Origin of the sequence: Streptomyces hyaluromycini (assembly GCF_002217755.1) — a bacterium.
Classification (GTDB): Bacteria; Actinomycetota; Actinomycetes; order Streptomycetales; family Streptomycetaceae; genus Streptomyces; species Streptomyces hyaluromycini.
Genome location: NZ_BCFL01000016.1, coordinates 1,569,392 through 1,589,090 on the forward strand (window position 1 = coordinate 1,569,392; position 19,699 = coordinate 1,589,090).

The 19,699-nt window shown below is 70.7% G+C and carries 19 protein-coding genes; 5 read left to right on the forward strand and 14 right to left on the reverse strand.

Annotated features, from left to right (window positions below; translation table 11 throughout):
• The 3 genes from SSP29_RS07355 to SSP29_RS07365 form a co-directional block, all read right to left on the reverse strand.
• Positions 1-1,209, reverse strand: a complete 1,209-nt coding sequence (locus tag SSP29_RS07355) for a cytochrome P450 (protein ID WP_089099604.1) — start codon at positions 1,207-1,209, stop codon at positions 1-3.
• An 11-nt stretch (positions 1,210-1,220) separates the two neighbouring features.
• Positions 1,221-2,204, reverse strand: a complete 984-nt coding sequence (locus SSP29_RS07360) for a DUF1259 domain-containing protein (RefSeq protein WP_089099605.1) — start codon at positions 2,202-2,204, stop codon at positions 1,221-1,223.
• 134 nt (positions 2,205-2,338) lie between these two features.
• A complete protein-coding gene (locus SSP29_RS07365; RefSeq protein WP_089099848.1) occupies positions 2,339-4,243 on the reverse strand; it encodes an AMP-dependent synthetase/ligase in 1,905 nt (634 codons plus the stop codon).
• 489 nt (positions 4,244-4,732) lie between these two features.
• Here SSP29_RS07365 and SSP29_RS07370 point away from each other — a divergent pair, with 489 nt between their 5' ends.
• Together SSP29_RS07370 and SSP29_RS07375 are read left to right on the forward strand one after the other, a co-directional pair.
• Positions 4,733-5,569 (forward strand): MaoC/PaaZ C-terminal domain-containing protein, encoded by an 837-nt coding sequence (locus SSP29_RS07370; RefSeq protein WP_089099606.1) that lies wholly within the window; start codon positions 4,733-4,735, stop codon positions 5,567-5,569.
• A 213-nt stretch (positions 5,570-5,782) separates the two neighbouring features.
• The gene (locus SSP29_RS07375; protein ID WP_089099607.1) at positions 5,783-7,084 is read left to right on the forward strand and encodes a DUF6716 putative glycosyltransferase; all 1,302 of its coding nucleotides are present in this window, start codon (positions 5,783-5,785) and stop codon (positions 7,082-7,084) included.
• A gap of 13 nt (positions 7,085-7,097) precedes the next feature.
• Here the strand turns inward: SSP29_RS07375 and SSP29_RS07380 are convergent, their stop codons facing one another.
• The 9 genes from SSP29_RS07380 to SSP29_RS07420 form a co-directional block, all read right to left on the reverse strand.
• Positions 7,098-7,736: a TetR/AcrR family transcriptional regulator gene (locus tag SSP29_RS07380; RefSeq protein WP_089099608.1), complete on the reverse strand. Its 639-nt coding sequence runs from the start codon at positions 7,734-7,736 to the stop codon at positions 7,098-7,100.
• Between the two features lie 39 nt (positions 7,737-7,775).
• A complete protein-coding gene (locus tag SSP29_RS07385) occupies positions 7,776-8,099 on the reverse strand; it encodes a DUF4229 domain-containing protein (protein WP_089099609.1) in 324 nt (107 codons plus the stop codon).
• A gap of 96 nt (positions 8,100-8,195) precedes the next feature.
• Positions 8,196-8,720, reverse strand: a complete 525-nt coding sequence (locus SSP29_RS07390) for a GNAT family N-acetyltransferase (protein ID WP_089099610.1) — start codon at positions 8,718-8,720, stop codon at positions 8,196-8,198.
• Between the two features lie 212 nt (positions 8,721-8,932).
• Positions 8,933-10,096, reverse strand: a complete 1,164-nt coding sequence (mqnE, locus tag SSP29_RS07395) for an aminofutalosine synthase MqnE (RefSeq protein ID WP_089099611.1) — start codon at positions 10,094-10,096, stop codon at positions 8,933-8,935.
• 38 nt (positions 10,097-10,134) lie between these two features.
• A complete protein-coding gene (locus tag SSP29_RS07400; protein ID WP_089099612.1) occupies positions 10,135-10,590 on the reverse strand; it encodes an Lrp/AsnC family transcriptional regulator in 456 nt (151 codons plus the stop codon).
• A 70-nt stretch (positions 10,591-10,660) separates the two neighbouring features.
• Positions 10,661-11,308 carry a UbiX family flavin prenyltransferase gene (locus tag SSP29_RS07405; protein WP_089099613.1) on the reverse strand — a complete coding sequence of 216 codons (648 nt, stop codon included), beginning with the start codon at positions 11,306-11,308 and terminating at the stop codon, positions 10,661-10,663.
• A 55-nt stretch (positions 11,309-11,363) separates the two neighbouring features.
• A complete protein-coding gene (locus SSP29_RS07410; protein WP_089099849.1) occupies positions 11,364-11,936 on the reverse strand; it encodes a Uma2 family endonuclease in 573 nt (190 codons plus the stop codon).
• 46 nt (positions 11,937-11,982) lie between these two features.
• The gene (gene mqnP, locus SSP29_RS07415) at positions 11,983-12,885 is read right to left on the reverse strand and encodes a menaquinone biosynthesis prenyltransferase MqnP (protein ID WP_089099614.1); all 903 of its coding nucleotides are present in this window, start codon (positions 12,883-12,885) and stop codon (positions 11,983-11,985) included.
• A complete protein-coding gene (locus SSP29_RS07420) occupies positions 12,882-14,333 on the reverse strand; it encodes a menaquinone biosynthesis decarboxylase (RefSeq protein WP_089099615.1) in 1,452 nt (483 codons plus the stop codon). Before SSP29_RS07420 ends, mqnP begins: the two co-directional genes overlap by 4 nt.
• 461 nt (positions 14,334-14,794) lie before the next feature.
• Here SSP29_RS07420 and SSP29_RS07425 point away from each other — a divergent pair, with 461 nt between their 5' ends.
• Positions 14,795-15,061 carry a PLD nuclease N-terminal domain-containing protein gene (locus tag SSP29_RS07425; RefSeq protein WP_089099616.1) on the forward strand — a complete coding sequence of 89 codons (267 nt, stop codon included), beginning with the start codon at positions 14,795-14,797 and terminating at the stop codon, positions 15,059-15,061.
• A 6-nt stretch (positions 15,062-15,067) separates the two neighbouring features.
• On the opposite strand, the gene SSP29_RS07430 is transcribed toward SSP29_RS07425, so the two are convergent.
• Positions 15,068-15,289: a hypothetical protein gene (locus tag SSP29_RS07430; protein ID WP_089099617.1), complete on the reverse strand. Its 222-nt coding sequence runs from the start codon at positions 15,287-15,289 to the stop codon at positions 15,068-15,070.
• Between the two features lie 176 nt (positions 15,290-15,465).
• Here SSP29_RS07430 and SSP29_RS07435 point away from each other — a divergent pair, with 176 nt between their 5' ends.
• Positions 15,466-16,524 carry a hypothetical protein gene (locus SSP29_RS07435; protein ID WP_089099618.1) on the forward strand — a complete coding sequence of 353 codons (1,059 nt, stop codon included), beginning with the start codon at positions 15,466-15,468 and terminating at the stop codon, positions 16,522-16,524.
• A 3-nt stretch (positions 16,525-16,527) separates the two neighbouring features.
• Here the strand turns inward: SSP29_RS07435 and SSP29_RS07440 are convergent, their stop codons facing one another.
• Complete coding sequence (locus tag SSP29_RS07440; RefSeq protein WP_089099619.1) at positions 16,528-18,228, reverse strand: protein kinase domain-containing protein; 1,701 nt, start codon at positions 18,226-18,228, stop codon at positions 16,528-16,530.
• A gap of 237 nt (positions 18,229-18,465) precedes the next feature.
• Between SSP29_RS07440 and SSP29_RS07445 the strand changes: the two genes are divergently transcribed.
• On the forward strand, positions 18,466-19,686 hold the full coding sequence (locus tag SSP29_RS07445; RefSeq protein WP_438363776.1) for an esterase/lipase family protein: 1,221 nt from the start codon (positions 18,466-18,468) through the stop codon (positions 19,684-19,686).
• Positions 19,687-19,699 lie beyond the last annotated feature (13 nt).

The following is a 19,699-nucleotide window of genomic DNA, read 5'->3' on the forward strand; positions in this document are numbered from 1 at the left end:
CTACCAGGCCACCGGCAGCTCCAGGGGGAACCGGCGGATGGTCTCGGTGTCCCAGCGGACCTCGTCCGGGCGCACCGCCAGGCGGAGCGTGGGGAAGCGGTCCAGGAGGCGTTCCAGGGCGACCTCCAGTTCGGCCATCGCCAACGGCACCGCGATGCACCGGTGGCCGCCCCAGCCGAAGGTCATGTGGGGAGCGACGGGACGGTCGGGCACGATCTCGTGGGGATCCGGATAGCGGTCCGGGTCACGGTTGGCCGTCAGGTAGGAGACGTGGACGAAGTCGCCCTGCCGGATGACCACCCCGTCCATCTCGACGTCCTCCAGTGCCACCCGGGGAATGCCCACGCCCTTCCGGAAGGGGATGTACCGGAGCAGTTCGTGGATGAAGTCCGTCAGGTCCTTCCGGTGCGCGCGGGCGTACTCCGCCAGCTTCGGGCGGGTCAGCAGCAGATACACGATGTCGCTGATCTGGCAGGTCGCCGTGTCCTGGCCGCTGAGGGTGAACGTCAGTGCCAGGACGGCCAGTTCCCGGTCGTCGAGCTGGTCCGTGCCGTCCCGTGCCTCGGTGAGCACGCTGATGATGTCCGTACCGGGGTTCTTCCGGCGTTCGGCGACGAGCCCGGTGAAGTAGCCGGTCAGGTCCTCCTTGGCCGCGCGTGCGACGTCCCGGTTGCCGGCGCCGACCACCAGCAGCCGCTGGACCTGCTCCTGCATCCGGGGCCACTCGGCGCGGTCGATGCCCAGCAGGTCCAGGATCGTGTGCTGGGGAAGGGGGTCGGACAGGTACCGGACCAGGTCGGCCGGCTGACCGGCGTCTTCCATTTCGTCCAGCAGCCGGTCCGTGAGGAGGCCGATCCGGCCCCGCATCCGGTCCACCTGGCGCGGGGTGAAGGCCTGGGTGGCCAGATGCCGGATCCGGCTGCTGTGCGGCGGGTCCATCACGTTGATCGACTCGGGGGAGACGATCGGCTCGGCCGTCAGGCGCGGATAGTCGTACTCGATGATCTCGGCCCGGCTGAACCGGGGATCCGTGGTCACCTGCTGCACCGACTCGAAACTGGTGACCAGCCAGGCGTCCGACTCGCCGTACGGCAACCGGATCGTGCCGAGGGAATCGCGCTCCATGAACCCGGCGAGGGTCGGGTCGAAGTCGAGGGCCTTGCTGAAACCGAAGGGGCAGTCGATCGCCTGCACATTCGTCTCCTTCATCGGTAGGTCGCTCACGAGAACGGCACCACTTTGGTGGCGTGGACGGCGGCGCTCAGGTTCTTCGCGAGCCGCAGGGCGTCGCCGATCGCCCAGTAGTGGAGGAAGAACAGGCGCGGCTCGTCGTAGAGGTTGTGGTGGTGGAGCTCCACCAGGTCGATCCCGCCGTCGCGCAGGATCTTCAGGACCGGCTGGACCTCGCCCGCGGTCATCACGAAGTCACCGTTGACCGCGGCCCTCCCCCTGCCCAGCGGCTGGAAGTTGACGGTGGTCGTCGAGCCGAGGCCGGGCGGCAGGATCATGTCGCCGTCCACGATCCGCTCCACACGTGCCCAGACGCTCTTGTAGATGCCCTCGTCCTGGACGCCCTTGCTGCCGAGCGCGCCGTCGATGCCCTTGGTGTCCAGGTCGAGGGTCGGGGTGGCGGGCGTCCGGTCGGGCGGGGTGCCGGTGCGGTCGAAGGCCGCGCGCAGCCCCTTTGCGACGGGTACCGGGTCGTGAGCGTGCGCGTGCAGATGCAGCCAGCACAGGGCGGGCTGGTGGGCGAGAAGATGCTTGTGTACGGCGTTGATCCCGATGCCGTGCTCCAGGATGACGTCGGTGAAGCCGTCCAGTTCGTGCTCGGTGACCACGGCGTCACCCATCATCAGATGGGCGCCGTCCTTGTAGCGGACGAAGGCGACGTGGGTGCCGAGGGCCAGCGAGGTCTCGATCCGCACGCCCCGGGAGACCACCTTGAGGTCCCGGCGGGGCAGGCCGGTGTGGTACATGTACCGCTTCATGTCACCCGGCCGTCCCAGGGCCTTGGCCACGTCCGCCCAGTAGGCGAGGACGGTCATCTCGGGTTCGGCCAGGGTGCGCGGGCGGTCGCGGGAGAGGGCCCGGGCGGTCGGGGTCGCCGCGCCTGCGAGGACGGGGGCCACGGCACCCGCGGCAAGCACGCGGCGCCGGGTGGTGGACGGTCGGGGGTGGGTGTCCTGCTGCCGGTCGTCGGCCATGGTGTACCTCCTGGCGCGATGGAATCACGGGTCCCGGACGGTCCCTGTGATGCCATCACGCCAGGTGGGCCAGGTGGCCCAACGCAAACCACCGGACACCGGGGCCGCGGCCCGCTTCGCGCGTCAGCCGCGGATCACTTCGCGTACAGGCTCTCGATCTCCGGCGCGAAGTCCTTCATGACCGCCTCGCGGCGCAGCTTCATCGAGGGGGTGAGATGCCCGGCCTCCTCGGTGAAGTCGACGGGGAGCATCTCGAAGCGGCGGATGGACTCGGGGCGGGAGACCAGTTTGTTGGCCTCGTCGACGGCGCGCTGCAGGACGGCCCGCAACTCCATGTCGTCCATGAGGAGTTCCGGCGGCACCGGGTGCTTGCCGTTCATCTGGCGCCAGTGGGTGAGGCCGTCCCGGTCGAGGGTGATGAGGGCGCTGACGTACGGCAGCCCGTCGCCGACCAGCATCACCTGGGAGATGAGGGGGTGCGAGCGCAGCCAGTTCTCGAGCGGGGCCGGGGCCACCGACTTGCCGCCGGCCGTGATCAGCATCTCCTTCTTGCGGCCGGTGATGGTGAGGTAGCCCTCGTCGTCCAGTTCGCCCAGGTCGCCGGTGGCCAGCCAGCCGTCCCGGGTGGCCGGGACGACCCCGCCGGCCTGCGGGTCCCAGTAGCCGCGCAGCACGTGGTCGCCGGCGACCAGGATCTCCCCGTCGGCGGCGATCCTGACCTTGGTCCCCGGCATCGGCCAGCCCACCGTGCCCAGGCGGGGTTTGAGGGGCGGGGTGCAGGTGGTGGCCGCCGTGGTCTCGGTCAGGCCATAGCCCTCGTAGATCTCGATGCCGGCCCCGGCGTAGAACGCGGCGAGGCGGCGGCCCAGCGGTGAGCCGCCGCAGATGATGTGCCGGACCTTGCCGCCCATGGCGGTGCGGATACGGCGGTAGACGAGCGGGTCGTAGAAGGAACGGGCCGTCTTCAGGGCGCGGCCGGGGCCGCTGCCGGTGCCGGTCTGCTTGGCCTCCAGTGCCTCGCCGTACCGCTGGGCGACCCCGGTGGCCCGGTCGAAGACCGAGACCCGGCCGCCTGCCTCCGCCTTCGCCCGCGCGGTGTTGAAGACCTTCTCCAGCATGTACGGGATGGTGAGGAGACAGGTCGGCTTGAAGCCGGCCAGGTCCGGGAGCAGGTCCTCGGCCTTGAGGCTGGGGGCGTGGCCGAGGCGGACCCCGGCGCGGACGCAGGCGATCGCCACCATGCGCCCGAAGACGTGGGACATGGGCAGGAAGAGGAGGATGGAGACCTCCTCGTCGTTGCGCGACTTGAAGATCGGGTAGAGGAGTTCGATCGCGTTGTCGACCTCGGCGAAGAAGTTGCCGTGCGAGAGGGCGCAGCCCTTGGGGCGGCCGGTGGTGCCCGAGGTGTAGATGAGGGTGGCGAGGGTGTCGGGGCCCAGCATGCCGCGCCGTACGCCCACCTCGGCGTCCGGCACCTGCGCGCCGGCCTCCGCGAGCCGGTCCACGTGCCCCTTCTCCGTCACCCACAGGTGCCTGAGGTCGGGCAGCCGGTCGAGTTCGGGGCCGAGCGCGGCGGCCTGCGCGGCGGTCTCGGTGACCAGGGCGACGGCACCCGAGTCGTGCATGATCCAGCGGGTCTGGAAGACCGAGGAGGTCGGGTAGACCGGCACGGTCACCAGGCCGGCCGCCCAGGCGCCGAAGTCGAGCAGCGTCCACTCGTACGTGGTCCGGGACATGATCGCGATCCGGTCGCCCGGCATCAGCCCCTCCGCGATCAGGCCCTTCGCGATCGCCAGCACCTGGGCGGCGAACTCGGCAGCCGTCACGTGTTCCCAACGGCCCTCGTCCTCGCCCGACTTGCGGCTGAGCACCACGGCGCCCGGCTCCGCCTCCGCGTTCTCGAACGGCAGGTCGGCGAGCGACCCGTGCCGCACCGGCGGCGCGAACGGCGGTACGTACGCCTCCCGCACCACCCCGTCCAGCCGCTGGACGAGGGGCTCGACCAGGATCGGGTTCCCGTCGTAGTCCGTGGCCTGGATCGCCGCGCCCGAGGAGACGGGGGCGGCGCTCGGATAAGAGGACGTGGACACGGGGCGGCTCCTCGGGCGTGCAGCGGTGAACTGCTTGCTGCATGACGTACGTGCCTCGCGCACCGAGGCGTTCACCGGCACCGGCCCTCGGAAAGGGGTTACCGGCGGTTCAGGCTGGAGATCGTACGGGGCCGCTGTGGCGGGCTTGTGGGCATTCGGGGGTTGTCCGGGGACGGGCCTGTGCAATCCCGGAGGTTACGTGAGGGTCCTTCACGTTCGGCCCGTTTCCCGGCACTTGACAGCTGTGACATAGACTTACCTACGGTAACCTTACTCCAGAGTCAGGAATCGTGCGACATGGGGGGACGGGACGGTTGCGGGGCGGGTGCGGGTGCGTTGTGGCTGGTCGCGCCCACGCGGCGGCAGCCGCATATCAACCACAGCCCCGCGCCCCCAAGGGGGCACGTCCCTGCCACCGGAATGTGAAAGGAAAGCCCTGTGACCACCCTCAACAGCGCTCCTTCCCTCGGGCCTCTACTCGTTCGTGGGGCGCTACGGTCACCGTTCAAACGGCCCACCCTGGACTCCCTGTTCCCCCGCACCCACCTCGTACTGCCCGGTGTCCGCCCCGACCTCGGAAAGCTCGCCGCCTACGAGCGCGTCTGCGGGTTCGCCACCGGCGACGACGGGCTGCCGATCACCTACCCCCATGTGCTCGGGTTTCCGCTGGCCATGCGGCTCATGAGTGCGCGGGACTTCCCGCTGCCGCTGCTGGGGCTGGTGCACACCTCCATCGCGATCGAGCGGTATGCCGAACTGCCCGGGGACGGGACGTACGACATGGCCGTCCATGTGGAGAAGCTGAGCCCGCACCGACGGGGCACCGAGGCCACCGTCGTGACCGGGGTGCGGGTCGGCGAGGACGTCGTATGGGAGTCGCGCAGTACGTATCTGGCGCGGCACCGGACGCGGCACGCCGGTGAGACGGCCCGGGACGAGTCCGGACTCCTGCCCGTCGCCGAGGAGTGGCGGATCGCGGGGGATGTCGGCCGGCGCTACGCGGCCGCCTCCGGGGACCGCAACCCCATTCACCTGCACCCGCTCACCGCCCGCCTCTTCGGCTTCCCCCGCGCCATCGCGCACGGCATGTGGACCGTGGCCCGGTGCCTCGCCGCGCACGGGGTGCCGGCGGCGGCGGAGGTACGGGCGGAGTTCCGGGCACCGGTCCTGCTGCCGGGCACGGTCGAATACGCCGCCGAGGGCGGTCGCTTTCAATTGCGGAGCGGAGACCGGGTGCACGTGGAGGGCATCGTCAGCCCACGCGTTGCCCCGTGATCTACTAAAAACACACAAAGACTGTGTTTCGCCTATCTGTGCGGATCCTGTCACGCCATTGCGAAACCGCAGGTGACAGCGGTGACCGAAGATCCACTCACATCGGACACCCAGCCCGTCCAAGGATCCGTGAAGGAATCCCTAATGCTGCGCCAAGAAAGCGTCCTTAGCCTCTGCTCACTTTTGTGATCCATTGCACGAAGGGCACTGAGCATGCCTCCCAGACGCGTCGCAGTAATCGCCGACTCGGACACCCGCTGGAAATGGGGTGCGTCGGTGGCCCGGCAGATCGCCCCCGAGCACGCGCTGGACGCGTACTTCCTGCGGGGCCGGTCCACGCCCACCGAACGGCAACTCGCCGAGATCGGCATCGAGCCCGACACCCGGCGCGAGGTACGCGCCGCCGAACTGGCCGACGACGAGGAGCTGGCGAACGCCGACATCGTCGTGCTGGCGGTCCTCGGCGGCACGGTCCTGGCGCTCGTCCACAGCCTGGGGATCGCCTGGGAGGGCCGGCTGCACCGGCCGGTCACGGTCAGCGGGTACGTCGGCGTGGTCTACGAGAAGATGGTCGACGGTCTCCTGACCCGCGCCGGCACGGATCTCGTGCTCGCCAACTCCGGCCACGACACCCGGCGGTTCCGCTCCGTCTTCGCGAGCGTGGGCGCCGACCCCGACTCGGTCGTCGAGTGCGCCCTGCCCTTCCTCGGCGGCGCCCCCTACCTGCCCTCCTCCGAGCGGCCGTTCACCGTCACCTTCGCCGCCCAGCCGTCCGTGCCCAAGGACCGCGCGTCCCGGCTCAGGCTCCTGGAGCGGGCCGCCGCCCACGCCCGCCTGCACCCGGACCGGCTCGTGCTGGTCAAGCTGCGCAGCCGGCCCGGCGAGCAGACCACCCACGAGGAGCGGGACCCGTACCAGAAGCTGGTCGAGACCCTCGCCGAACCCGCGCCCGCGAACCTCCAGCTCGTCTACGGCAACATGGCCGAGGTGCTGGACCGCACCGACCTGCTGGTCACGGTGAGCTCCACGGCCGCCCTGGAGTCGATGCACCGGCGGATACCCACCGCGATCCTCACCGACTTCGGCGTCCGCGAGGCCCACGGCAACCACTACTTCGTGCACTCCGGCTGCCTCGCCTCCTGGGACGACATCGACGCGGGCGCGCTCCCGCAGCCGGACCCGGAATGGGCGGCGGCACAGGGCATCGGCAGGAGCGACCCGTACACCGCGGCCCGGGCCCGCATCGCCGCGCTGCGCGCCACCGACCCGCTGCAACCGCTACCGCCGCTGCGCCCGTACTACACGCGGCAGAACGCCGGCATCTACCTCGACGGCATCCTCCGGAACAACGGCTTCGACGAGCAGGGCCGCCCGCTGCCGGTGCCGCTGGGCGGCGGCGGCCGGGGGCGGGTGAAGAAGGCCGTCCGGTCGGTCGCCGGGCGGGGTGCCAAGAAGCTGTACCGCGTGGGCCATCAGCGGCTCGCGCCCGCCCTGCGCCGCTGGGGTTCCGTCTGACGGGCCGGGCCGGTCACGGCGGGGACCACGGCCGGCCCTCCATCAGGCTGCCCAGGCCCGCCCAGGCGAAGTTCATCAGGGTCGCCGCCGCCTGACGTGCCGTTACTCCTGGTGTGGCGTTGGCCCAGGCCGCGAGGGACTCGGCCGCGCCCACCAGGGCCTCGGCGAGGCCCGCCACCTCGCCCTCCCCCAGGTCGGGGTCGCGGTGCGCCTCGCGGGCGGCGGCGACGATGAGCTGGGTCACGAACGCGACGATGTCCTCGCGCATCGCCGCGACCTCGGAGGCGAACCGCTCGCCGTGGGTACGGGCCTGGATGTGCAGCACCGACCAGCCGTCGGGGTGTTCCGCGGTGTACGTGAAGAACGCCCGGAGGCCGTCCCAGAGCTGCCGGTCGGCGGGCAGTTCGCGGTCGACGCCGGCCCGGACCGCCTCGGTCAGGGCGCCGGCCTCGCGGCGGATGCACGCCGCGAACAGGTCTTCCTTCGAGTTGAGGTACAGATACACCAACGGCTTGGAGACACCGGCGAGTTCGGCGATCTCGTCCATCGACGCGGCCATGTAGCCGCGCTGGCCGAAGGTCCGCACGGCGGCGTCCAGCATCTGCTGCTCACGTACCGCGCGCGGCATCCGCTTGGTCTTGACGGTCCCCATGGGACAAAGCCTAGTTGGGGCCGGAGACCGGGGAGCCGCTCAGGAGGAGGTCTGGGCCTGCCCCGGGGCCTGGGCCTGTGCCTGGTCCGCCTCGTCGACCGCCTCGTCCTCCTGGCTCCGGTTGGCCTCGATGTTGGCCTTCATCCGGTCGACCCGCTGCGAGACCTGCACGGAGGCGCGGTCCCGCTCCTTGCGCAGCACGACGAAACTGATCGGCGCCGACAGGACGAGGGAGAGCAGCAGCACCCAGAAGGGGTTGGAGTCGCCGAAGCCACGCGGGAACGCGCCGGCGTAGACGAGGCCCCAGACGACGAGGAGGCAGCCCGCGAAGATACCGAGGCGCATCAGCGTGTAGCGGAGCATCTCAATCCAGTCTTCCGACGACGAAAAGGGGCACCGTCCAGTGAAGCACGCCGTGGCGCCGATCTTGCACCGGGGTCCGGTCGGGCCGTCGGGCCGTCAGGCCAGCGGGAGCAGCATGGTGATGTCGTCGCGGTCGTCGCCGGGTGCGACGCGGATCGCGGCGGGGACGCGGCCGACCTCCTTGTATCCGCAGGAGCCGTAGAACTCCTCCAGGCCGAGGCCGCCGCGGCAGGCGAGCCGTATCGCGTCGATGCCGTCGAAGCCACGGGCGGCGCCGGCGGCGGCCGCGAGGAGGTCGCGGCCGTGTCCCCGGCCCTGGTGCCTCGGGTGCACCATCACCGTGTACAGCCACACCCAGTGCTTCATCAGCCGGTGCGTGTTGAAGGAGAAGAAGGCGGTGGCGGCGACCTCGCCGGCCTCGTCGTGCCCGACGAGCAGGCGGTGCCGCCCCTCGGCCATGGCGGTCAGGTGCCGGACCAGTTCCGGCCGGATCTCCTCCGCCGTGACCGGAGCCACGAAACCGACGGCTCCACCGGCGTTGGACACGTCCGTCCACAGGCCGAGGAGACCGTCGCGGAGGGCGGGGGTGATGGCGGGGTCGAGGGTGAAGGTAAGGGGCATGGGCGGATCGTATCCATTACGGCGAGGGGTGTGGAGAGGGTTTTCGCCGTGGAACTCCGGTCCCGGGTCGAGTGCGGGCGCGTGGGGGCTGGCCGCGCAGTTCCCCGCGCCCCTTACGGGGCGCTTCAGCCTCACCTCTCTCCCTACCGAGTCGGGTGGTGGGTGGGCGAAGGTCTCAGGGGGTCCGGGGGGGCGGAGCCCCCCCCGGTGCCTCACACCCGCATCGGCTGGGGGGACTCGCGGCGCAGCGGGTCCGGGCCGTCGTACTCGCGGATGATCTCGTAGCGGGTGTTCCGTTCCACCGGGCGGAAGCCCGCGTCGCGGATGAGGTCCAGCAGGTCCTCGCGGGTCAGCTTGTTCGGCGTGCCGTAGTTGTCCGCGTCATGGGTGATCTTGTACTCGACGACCGAGCCGTCCATGTCGTCCGCACCGTGCTGGAGGGCGAGCTGGGCGGTCTGCACGCCGTGCATCACCCAGAAGACCTTGACGTGCGGGACGTTGTCGAAGAGGAGCCGGGAGACCGCGAAGGTCTTCAGCGCCTCCGCGCCGGTCGCCATCTGGGTCCGGGCCTGGAGCCGGTTCCTGACCTTCCCGTCCTTCATGTCCACGAAGTCGTGCTGGTAGCGGAGCGGGATGAAGACCTGGAAGCCGTTCGTCTCGTCCTGGAGTTCGCGGAGGCGGAGGACGTGGTCCACCCGGTGCCTCGGCTCCTCGATGTGGCCGTACAGCATGGTGCACGGGGTCTTCAGACCCTTCTCGTGCGCCAGGCGGTGGATCCGCGACCAGTCCTCCCAGTGGGTGCGGTGGTCCACGATGTGCTGCCGGACCTCCCAGTCGAAGATCTCCGCGCCGCCGCCGGTGAGGGACTCCAGGCCCGCGTCGATGAGCTCGTCGAGGATCTCGGAGGCGGACAGGCCGCTGATCGTCTCGAAGTGGTGGATCTCCGTCGCCGTGAAGGCCTTCAGCGAGACGTGCGGGAGGGCCGCCTTGAGTTCCCGCAGCGACCGGGGGTAGTACCGCCACGGCAGGTTCGGGTGCAGGCCGTTGACGATGTGCAGCTCGGTGAGGTTCTCGCCCTCCATCGCCTTGGCGAGCTTCACCGCCTCCTCGATGCGCATCGTGTACGCGTCCTTCTCGCCCGGCTTGCGCTGGAACGAGCAGTACGCGCAGGACGCGGTGCACACGTTCGTCATGTTGAGGTGGCGGTTGACGTTGAAGTGGACGACGTCGCCGTTCTTCCGCGTCCGCACCTCGTGAGCGAGGCCGCCGAGCCAGGCGAGGTCGTCCGACTCGTACAGCGCGATGCCGTCCTCGCGGGTCAGCCGCTCACCGGCCCTGACCTTCTCCTCCAGCTCACGCTTGAGCCCGACGTCCATGCCCACACCTCTCTACGACAACTTCGACAACCGTACGTCTACGCCTCTTCGGGAAGTTCCCCGACCCGGTTCTCCCACTTCGTGGACAGCACGATCGTGGTACGGGTGCGGGAGACGCCCTTCGTCCCGGACAGCCGCCGGATGGTCTTCTCCAGGCCGTCCACGTCGGTGGAGCGCACCTTGAGCATGAAGGAGTCGTCGCCGGCGATGAACCAGCAGTCCTCGATCTCCGGCAGGTCCCGCAGCCGCTGCGCCACGTCCTCGTGGTCGGCCGCGTCGGAGAGGGAGATGCCGATGAGGGCGATGACACCGAGGCCGAGCGAGGCCGCGTTGACGGTGGCGCGGTAGCCGGTGATGACCCCGGCCGCCTCCAGCCGGTTGATGCGGTCGGTGACGCTGGGTCCCGACAGTCCGACGAGGCGGCCCAGCTCCGCGTACGAGGCCCGGCCGTTCTCCCTCAGGGCCTGGATGAGCTGCCTGTCCACGGCGTCCATGCGATCGAAGCCTTCCGCTGAAAGTTCCCGAAGTAGATGAGAGGTGGTGCAGAGGTGCTGCCGGGTACTGCTACTCGCCTGTGGCGCCGCCGAGGTCCCCTTCCCAGCGGCGGTAGAGCCGGTGCCCCACACCGGCCGCGTCCAGCACCCGCCCGGCGACGAAGTCCACCAGGTCCTGGATGTGGGTCGCACCCGCGTAGAAGGCGGGCGAGGTGGGGACGACGACCGCCCCGAGGTCGTCCAGGGTGACCAGGTGGCGCAGGGTCTGGCCGTTCAGCGGGGTCTCGCGGACGGCGACGACGAGGGGCCGGCGCTCCTTCAGGGTGACACTGGCCGTCCGCTGGAGCAGGTCCTTGGAGAGGCCGAGCGCGACCCCGGCGACGGCGGCGGTGGACGCCGGCACGATCAGCATGCCCTTCGTCGGGTACGACCCGGAGGACGGCCCGGCGGCCAGGTCCCCGGCGCTCCAGTACCGCACCCGCGCGAGGTCCGTCCGGAAGGTCCCCGGCTTGCCGTCGGCCCCCCGAGCCAGCCATTCCCCCAGGTCGTCCTTCCAGTGCGCGTCCCGGAAGGAGATCCCGGTCTCGTCCAGCAGGGTGAGCCGCGAGGCCCGGCTGACCACCAGGTCGACGCTCTCCCCCGCGTCCAGCAGGGCACGCAGCACCGCAGCGGCATACGGCGTTCCGGACGCCCCGGACACCCCCACGATCCAAGGCACGCGCTGCGTTTCTCCTGCGTTCACACCTTGAGCGTACCGGTGGAAGGAGGAGTGCTCAGGACCGGTGGGGCGCCTTGGGGTCGACGGGAAGACCGGAGGTGGGCAGGGTGATCTTGCCGAGGGTCGAGGCGACGATCAGCTCGGGACCGTACGGAATGGTGTCTCGGCCCACATAGCCATCGGGGCCAGGGTTCCAGAGCGTGACGACATGCCCCTGGAGGGGGTCGAAAATCAGGTAGTTGGCGATACCGCGCGTGGCGTACCAGCGCGATTTGACCTCGTAGTCCCGGCGGATGCTGCCCTTGGACACGACCTCGACCACCAGCTCGATGAGATCGGGCGGGTAAGCACCCTCGTTCTTCGACACCTCCACGGCCGGAATGATCGCCAGGTCGGGGCAGAACTCGTTGTCCTCGTCGAACGGGAAGGCGACATCGCTGGTGAAGCCCCACTCTTCGGCCACCTGCTCGCGGAGGGCGTTCCACACCAGTCGGAGGGTCTCCGCATGGTGGGGCTTGACCGGACTCATCACGATGTTGCCCTCGACAATCTCCATGTGATAGCCGGGGAACATGTCCTCGAACCGGCTGAGCTGCGAGTGCAGGCGGTCAAGGTCCGAGACGGTCACGGTGGCCTCCTTGGTGTCCTGCACTCGATGGTAGGCCGCACGCTATTCAGACGGTCAGACCCCGGACCAGGAGATCGAGCAGCGCACACACGAACAGGGCAATCCCGATGAACCCGTTGACGCTGAAGAAGGCGCGGTTCAGGCGGGAGAGGTCGTGCGGGCGGACGATGTTGTGCTCGTACACGAACGCGCCCGCCACGATCACCAGCCCCAGCCAGAAGAAGGCACCGGCGTCGGTGGCGATCGCGTACCAGACGAAGAGGCCGGTCGTCACCGCATGGCAGACCCGGGCGCCCCAGATCGCCGCCGGGATGCCGAAGCGGGCCGGGACCGACATGACGCCGATCTCGCGGTCGGTCTCGACGTCCTGGCAGGCGTAGATCAGGTCGAAGCCGCCGATCCAGATGCCGACGGCGAGGCCGAGGATCACCGCGTCCCAGGACCACTCGCCGGTGATCGCCAGCCAGCCGCCGATCGGGCCCATGGCCTGGGCGAGGCCCAGGATGGCCTGGGGGAAGTTCGTGAACCGCTTGCCGTAGGGGTAGACCACCATCGGGATCACCGCGACGGGGGCCAGGGCCAGGCAGAGCGGGTTGAGCAGGGCCGCCGAGCCGAGGAAGACCGCCACCGCGATCAGCGCGCCGGTCCAGGCGTGCTTCACGCTCATCGCGCCGGTGACCAGCTCGCGGTGGGCGGTGCGCGGGTTCCGGGCGTCGATCTCGCGGTCGATGATCCGGTTGACGGCCATGGCGAAGGTGCGCAGGCCGACCATGCAGATCGTGACGAGGAGCAGCCGGCCCCAGTGGATGTTCCTGTCCATCTCGAACATGGCGGTCAGCGCCGCGATGTACGCGAAGGGCAGGGCGAAGACCGAGTGCTCGATCATCACCAGACGGAGGAAGGCTTTCGTCCGTCCCGGCTGCGGGAGGGCTGCGGAGGCGGAGCTCACAGGCCGTACTCCTTCCAGCGGCGGTCGACCTTCGCCGCCGTATCCGGGTCCGACAGGACCATGTCCGGCCAGCCCCCGTCCCTGGTGTAGCCCTCCTCGGGCCACTTCTTCGTCGCGTCGATACCCGCCTTGCCGCCCCAGAACTGCTGGTAGGAGGCGTGGTCGAGATGGTCGACGGGGCCTTCCACGACCGTGAGGTCGCGGGCGTAGTCGGTGTTGCCGAGGGCCCGCCAGGCGACCTCGTGCAGGTCGTGGACGTCGCAGTCGGAGTCGACGACCACGATCAGCTTGGTGAGGGACATCATGTGCGCCCCCCAGATCGCGTGCATGACCTTCTGTGCGTGCTTCGGGTACTTCTTGTCGATCGAGACGATCGCGCAGTTGTGGAAGCCGCCGGCCTCGGGGAGGTGGTAGTCCACGATGTCCGGGACGATGATCTTCAGCAGGGGCAGGAAGAAGCGTTCCGTGGCGCGGCCCAGCGGGCCGTCCTCGGTCGGGGGGCGGCCGACGACGATCGACTGGAGGAGCGGGCGCTTGCGCATCGTCACGCAGTCGATGGTCAGCGCCGGGAACGGCTCCTGCGGGGTGTAGAAGCCGGTGTGGTCGCCGAACGGGCCCTCGGGCAGCATCTCGCCCGGCTCCAGCCAGCCCTCCAGGACGACCTCGGCGTTGGCCGGGACCTGGAGCGGGACCGTCTTGCAGTCGACCATCTCGATCCGCCGACCGGCGATGAACCCGGCGAAGAGGTACTCGTCGATGTCGCCGGGGAGCGGGGCGGTGGAGGCGTAGGTGACGGCGGGCGGGCAGCCGAAGGCGATGGCGACCGGGAGCCGCTCTCCCTTCCGCGCCGCCACCTGGTAGTGGTTGCGGCTGTCCTTGTGGATCTGCCAGTGCATGCCGATGGTGCGCCGGTCGTGGCGCTGGAGCCGGTACAGGCCGAGGTTGCGGATGCCGGTCTCGGGGTCCTTGGTGTGGGTCAGGCCCAGGTTGAAGAAGGAGCCGCCGTCCTGCGGCCAGGTGAACAGCGCCGGGAGCTGGTCCAGGTCGACGTCGTCGCCCGTCAGGACGACCTCCTGCACCGGAGCATCCTTGATCTTCTTCGGCGGTACGTGCGTCATCGCGCCGAGCTTCCCGAACGCCTCGCGCACGCCGACGAAGCCGTGCGGCAGCTCGGGGCGCAGCAGCCCGCCGATCTTCTCGGAGATCTCGCCGTACGACTTCAGGTCCAGGGCCTTCAGCAGCCGCCGGTCGGTGCCGAACACGTTCATCGCGAGGGGCATGCCCGACCCCTTCACGTTCTCGAAGAGCAGGGCCGGTCCGCCGGCCTTCTGCACCCGGTCGACGATCTCCCCGACCTCCAGATACGGGTCGACCTCGGCCTTGACACGCTTGAGGTCTCCCTCGCGCTCCAGTGCCCGGAGCAGGGAGCGAAGATCGTCGTAAGCCATGTGTCCCAGTATCGGCCACCCGGGGTCCGGGCCCGGTCACCGCCCCCTGCATAGTCGCTCGCCGCCTGTGCGCCGCCGCGGGAGGCCGCCGGCGCGCCCGCCTCTCCGCTGACCCGGGTGCCGGCCGCCGGACCGGAGGACGGCGCCCGACCTCGACGGCAGGGCGGTCAGCCTCGCCGGGTACCGGGGCAAGGTCGTCGTGCGCAGCATCACCCGGCCGCTGCTGGCGGAGTAGCGCGCCCGAGGGGCGGGGTGGTTCCGTGCGACGGCGGCTGCCGGTAGTTCGTGGCTTGTCGCGCAGTTCCCCGCGCCCCTGAAGAGGCGCTGCTGCAGCGCCTCTTCAGGGGCGGGCGCCCAAGGTCATGGCCACCGCTGGTCCCCCTCCCGTCAGACGATCAGGTGGAGAACGATGATGCCCGGGTGCCGATCCGCGGCCCAGGTCACCCGCTAGTCTGGCCGCCATGCTCAGGTATCTGCCCTACTTGCTGGTCCTCGCGCTGTGGATCTACGCCTTCGTGGACTGCCTGAACACCCCCGAGGACGAGGTCCGCGCCCTGCCGAAGCTGGCGTGGGTGTTCGTCATCCTGCTCTTCGGCGAGGTCCTGGTCGGCCCGGTGGCCTGGCTGATCGCGGGCAGGACCCGGCAGCCGCGCGAGCAGTGGGTCGCCCCTGACGACAACCCGGAGTTCCTGAAGTCCCTGAAGCCGGACGACCCGCGCACCGACTGACGCCGGTCACCGGTCGCGCTCCTCGGTGCGGGACCGCGCAGGCGTCTCAGGGCGGCGGCGGGAGTCGGTCCAGGCACGGTAGAGGGCGGCCAGGGCCGCGCTCCCCGCGGTCAGGGCGGTGGTCGAGACGCCGCACAGGAGCAGTACGACGCCCGCGGTCACGACGACCAGGAAGGCCACCAGGTCGAGCCGTGGGTTCGGGTGTCGGGGGTTTCGGTTCGTGGTCATGGCCGGTCCGCCTGCCTTCCGGGTGGTCCGCCCCGCCGGTCGGAGCGCTGACTCGGTTGTATCCGGGGGCCACGGGGTTCAGGACGGGTCTTTGTTTCCGGACCACGAGCGGGAGGAAATGCGCAGGTCAGGATTTTTTCCGGAGCGACACGCGGCCCCCCGCTAGCCTGGAGGGCATGGCTGAGCAGAGGGATGCGCGGCGCGGACGGCCACCCAAGGGCCTGGACATACCGGGACTTGATCCACACCTTCGCGAATTCGCCCGGGACCTCGGGCAGCTGAAGGGGACTCAGACCCTTGAGGCGCTCAAGAGGGAACTGAACTGGTCCAGTTCGGAGTTCTCCAAGGCCTTCACCGCGAAGAAGCTGCCCTCCCTGGCCCTGGTCGTCGCGCTCGCCGCGCACGCCGGAGCGGACCCGGACGAGTGGAGGCTCAGATGGGCGGTGGCCTATGAGCAGTTGCGGACGGCCGGCCGCACCGACCTGATCCCCAGCCGCCTGCGCCCCTCGGACCGGGCCGCGTTGCAAGCCGCCGCCGAGGAGGCCGAGGCCCTGCTGCTCACGATCGAGGCGAGGATCGCGGAGTCCCGCCGCAGTGCCCTGCTCAGGGCCGAACCGCTGTTGGCCGAACTGGACGAGGACCTGCCCACCGCCACGTCCAAGGAGGGCAAGGACGCGGCGGGCTGCTGGATCGACCTCACGGACTACCTGCGGCGGCTCGTGCTCGTCTTCGACCCTCGCCCGATCCCCACCGGGGACGACGGCCATGCCGAGATCGGCGCGGTCCTGCCCCGGCTCGCCGGACTCGCCGAGCTGACCGGCCTCCCGGAGTGGCGCGAACTCGCCGACCAGCTCGGCAGGACCTTCCGGACGGCCCGGGTCACCGGGTGGGTGGACACCGACCCCACGTACGGCGCGCCTCCCGTCTACGGCGACGAGTTCGCCGGGTACCGCGCCAGGGCCGGCCGCATCGCCTCGGGGCTGGCGCGGACCACCGCCTATCTGCCGCCGGCCGCGGTGCTGCCACCCGCCGCACCGGTCGACCGTGACCGCTACGACCCGCCGCGCAGCAAGTACCGCAGTGAACTGATCGGCAGCGTCGCACTCGTGCCCGTGGCCGTCCTGCCTCTTGCCCTCTTCCACGCGCCGGGACCCGTCTGGTGCTTCGTCCTGGGATTCCTGTTCCTGCTCGCCGTGGGCGCCGCGGCGGGGATGCGCACGGCCCGCCGCGACTGAGCCCTACAGCAGCGCCTTGACCTGTGCCGCGGTCAGCGCCCGCTGGAACACCTGGACCTGCTTGATCGAGCCGGGGAACCAGTCGGCGGGGACGCCGCCGGTGGTGGCGCGGCCGATCACCAGGGGGCCGTCGGCGGCGACGGGGTTGCTGTCGTTGATACCGGCCTCCTGAACGCCGTCGACATACAGGAGAAGCTGGTTGCGGAGGCCCTCGTAGACGCCGACCAGGTGGGTCCAGACGTCCGGCTTCGGGACGGTGAACGACAGGGCGCGCAGGCCGGGGCGGGCGAAGGCCCAGCGGTTCTCGGCGGCCGAGTACTGGAGGTAGAAGCCGCTGACGTCGACGGCGTCCTGGCTGACGGCGGTCGCGAAGGACGACGGCACCCTGCTCAGGGCCACCCACGCCGAGACGGTGAAGCTGCGGCCCTCGGCGGTCCGGAGCACCGGCCCCGCGGTCATGATCTGGCTGGTGCCGCCGTCGAACAGCGCGGCCCCGTCCTTGCCCCGCCCCCAGCCGACCGCGGTGGCCGTGCCGTCGTACCGGCCGGTGTCGTCGGCGGCGACCGCGCCCGAGGTCTCGTCCAGCGGCCAGGCGTCGAGCGGCGAGGGGACGGAGACGGAACCGCCGGCGTGCTGCGGGGACTTCTTGCCGCCGCCCCGGTTGACGAGGTGCGCGACCGGTACGGCCGCGAGCGCGGCGACGGCGAGGGCTCCCCCGGAGACGAGCAGGGTACGGCGGTTCGTGCCCGGGTTCCGCTGGTACGACACCGGCTGGGACGCCGGCTGCGGCACCGGGTCGAGCCGGGTGACCGGTCGGGTCGCGGCGGGCGGCGGAGCGGGGCGCGGGAAGCCGGCCCGGGGGTCGGCGGCGGGCCGTTCGAGGAGGGCGGTGGCGTCGGCCGTGGGCCCGATCCGGGCCAGGATCTCGCGCGGGGTGGGCCGGTCGGCCGGGTCCTTCGCCAGGCAGTGGGCGATGAGGGCGGCGAGGGCCGGGTCGGTGACGGCGCCGATGTCGGGTTCGTCGTGCACGACCCGGTAGAGCAGGGCGGGGGTCGGCCCGTCGCCGAAGGGGTTGCCGCCGGTGGCCGCGTACGTGAGGACCGCGCCGAACGCGAACACGTCGCTCGCGCCGGTCACCTCCCCGCCCGCGACCTGCTCCGGCGACATGAAACCGGGCGAGCCGACCATGAGCCCGGCCCGCGTGATGGTGGCCGACTCGACGCTGCGGGCGATGCCGAAGTCGATGACCCGCGGCCCGTCCTCGGCGAGCAGCACGTTCGACGGCTTGAGATCCCGGTGCACCAGCTGCGCCGCGTGGATGGAGGTGAGCGCCTCGGCCAGCCCCGCGGCGAGCGCGCGCACGTTCGCGGCGGGCAGCGGCCCCTGTTCGGCCACCGCCTCCTGCAACGAGGGCCCGGCGATGTAGCTGGTGACCAGCCACGGCAGCTCGGCGTCCGGGTCGGCGTCCACGACCGGCGCCGTGAACGCGCCGCTGACCTTGCGCGCGGCCTCCACCTCACGGCGGAAACGGGACCGGAACTCCGGCTGCCCCGCGACGAGTTCGGCGTGGACGACCTTCACGGCGACGGCCCGGCCGCCCGGCGAGCGCCCGAGGTACACCCGGCCCATCCCGCCCGCGCCGAGCCGCCTCAGCAGCTGGTACTCCCCGACGGAGCGCGGATCGCCCGGCTCCAGAGCTGCCACGATCCCTCCCGTGCCGCTTGCTCCCCAAGACGCGGTCAGCATAGGACCGGGACGCGCGACGAATGACCAATTCCCGCCCCTGTGCGGCAAGTTGCCCTCCGGTCTGCCCTTCGGGGCGCCGCCGGGACAAAAATCGCACCATTTAACACGTGTTGGTGAAAACATGACGTAAGCGCCTAATGCCGGGTTCATATGCCGAAGATCTCCCCGGAACCGCTTCCGGCAGTGCGGAAAGGGATGACCGTGGCAGACAGCAAGGTCGAGAAGGCGAAGAAGGCCGCCGGGTCGATCGGACTCGTGACCCCGGTGGGCGCGCGGCCGGCCGCGCAGGCGCCCTCGGCCGACGAGGTGTGGCAACTGCCGGGCGGCAGCGCCCGGGTGTACTACGGGGAGGGGCACCGGGGCGTGGTCCGGCCGGTGGTCCTCGCCGACGGGTTCGACCTCGGACCGACCGACCACGACCGGCTCTGGGACGGGCTGGAGAACGGCCGGTTCCCGTTCGTCGGCGAACTGCGGCGCCGGGGGCGCACGTTGGTCCTCGTCGGGTTCGACGAGCGCAGCGAGTCGGTCCTCCGGAACGCCGAGACGGTGATCGCCGCCGTCCTGCGGACCGTCGCGGAGCAACTGGGCGACTCCCGGCTGCTCGTCGGCGGGTTCGGCATGGGCGGCCTGGTCACCCGGTACGCGCTGGCCAGGATGGAGACACAGCGCTTCGACCACCGGGTCGGCGTCCACCTGTCGTTCGACAGCCCGCACCGGGGCGCCTGGATTCCGATCGGCCTCCAGGCCTTCGCGCACCACCTCGCCCCGTACGACGACACCTGCCTGCGGCAGATCAGCAGCCCCGCCGCACAGCAGATGCTCTGGCGTCACCTGGACGGCGTGCACGGCACACCCGGGGAGAGCCCGCTGCGGACGGAGTTCAGGGAACGGCTCCAGCAGGTCGGTGACTGGCCGCGCTTCCCGCGCCTGCTCGCGGTGTCCAGCGGACGCGGCAACGGGACGGGCAACGGCGTCCGCGCCGGCGCGAAGACGCTCAGCTGCGCCGGGCCGCTCTTCGACGGCACCCGTTTCCTCGCCCAGGCGAGGGGCCAGAAGACGGAGGTCGCCGTGGTGAACGGCGTACTCGGCGGACCGCACTCGATCACCACGAGCGGCTTCCCCGACCTCGACGGCGCGCCGGGCGGCACGCTGGAGTCCTTCGGCCTCCTCGCCGACACGCTCGCGGCGGCCGGCGAGAACACCGACGTCGCACACCGGAGCGTGTGCTTCGTGCCGTCCGTCAGCGCGGTCTCCATCCGCGACCTGGACCAGCAGGACGACCTGTACGCCGACATCGGCGACCTCCCGCCGGAGGAGTCCGACGTCGACGACTTCCTGCTCTCCTCCAAGAACGAGGCGCACGCCCTGATGACCGGGGAACTCGCCGAGTGGATCCTGCACCGGCTCCCCAACTGACCCGCCACCACGG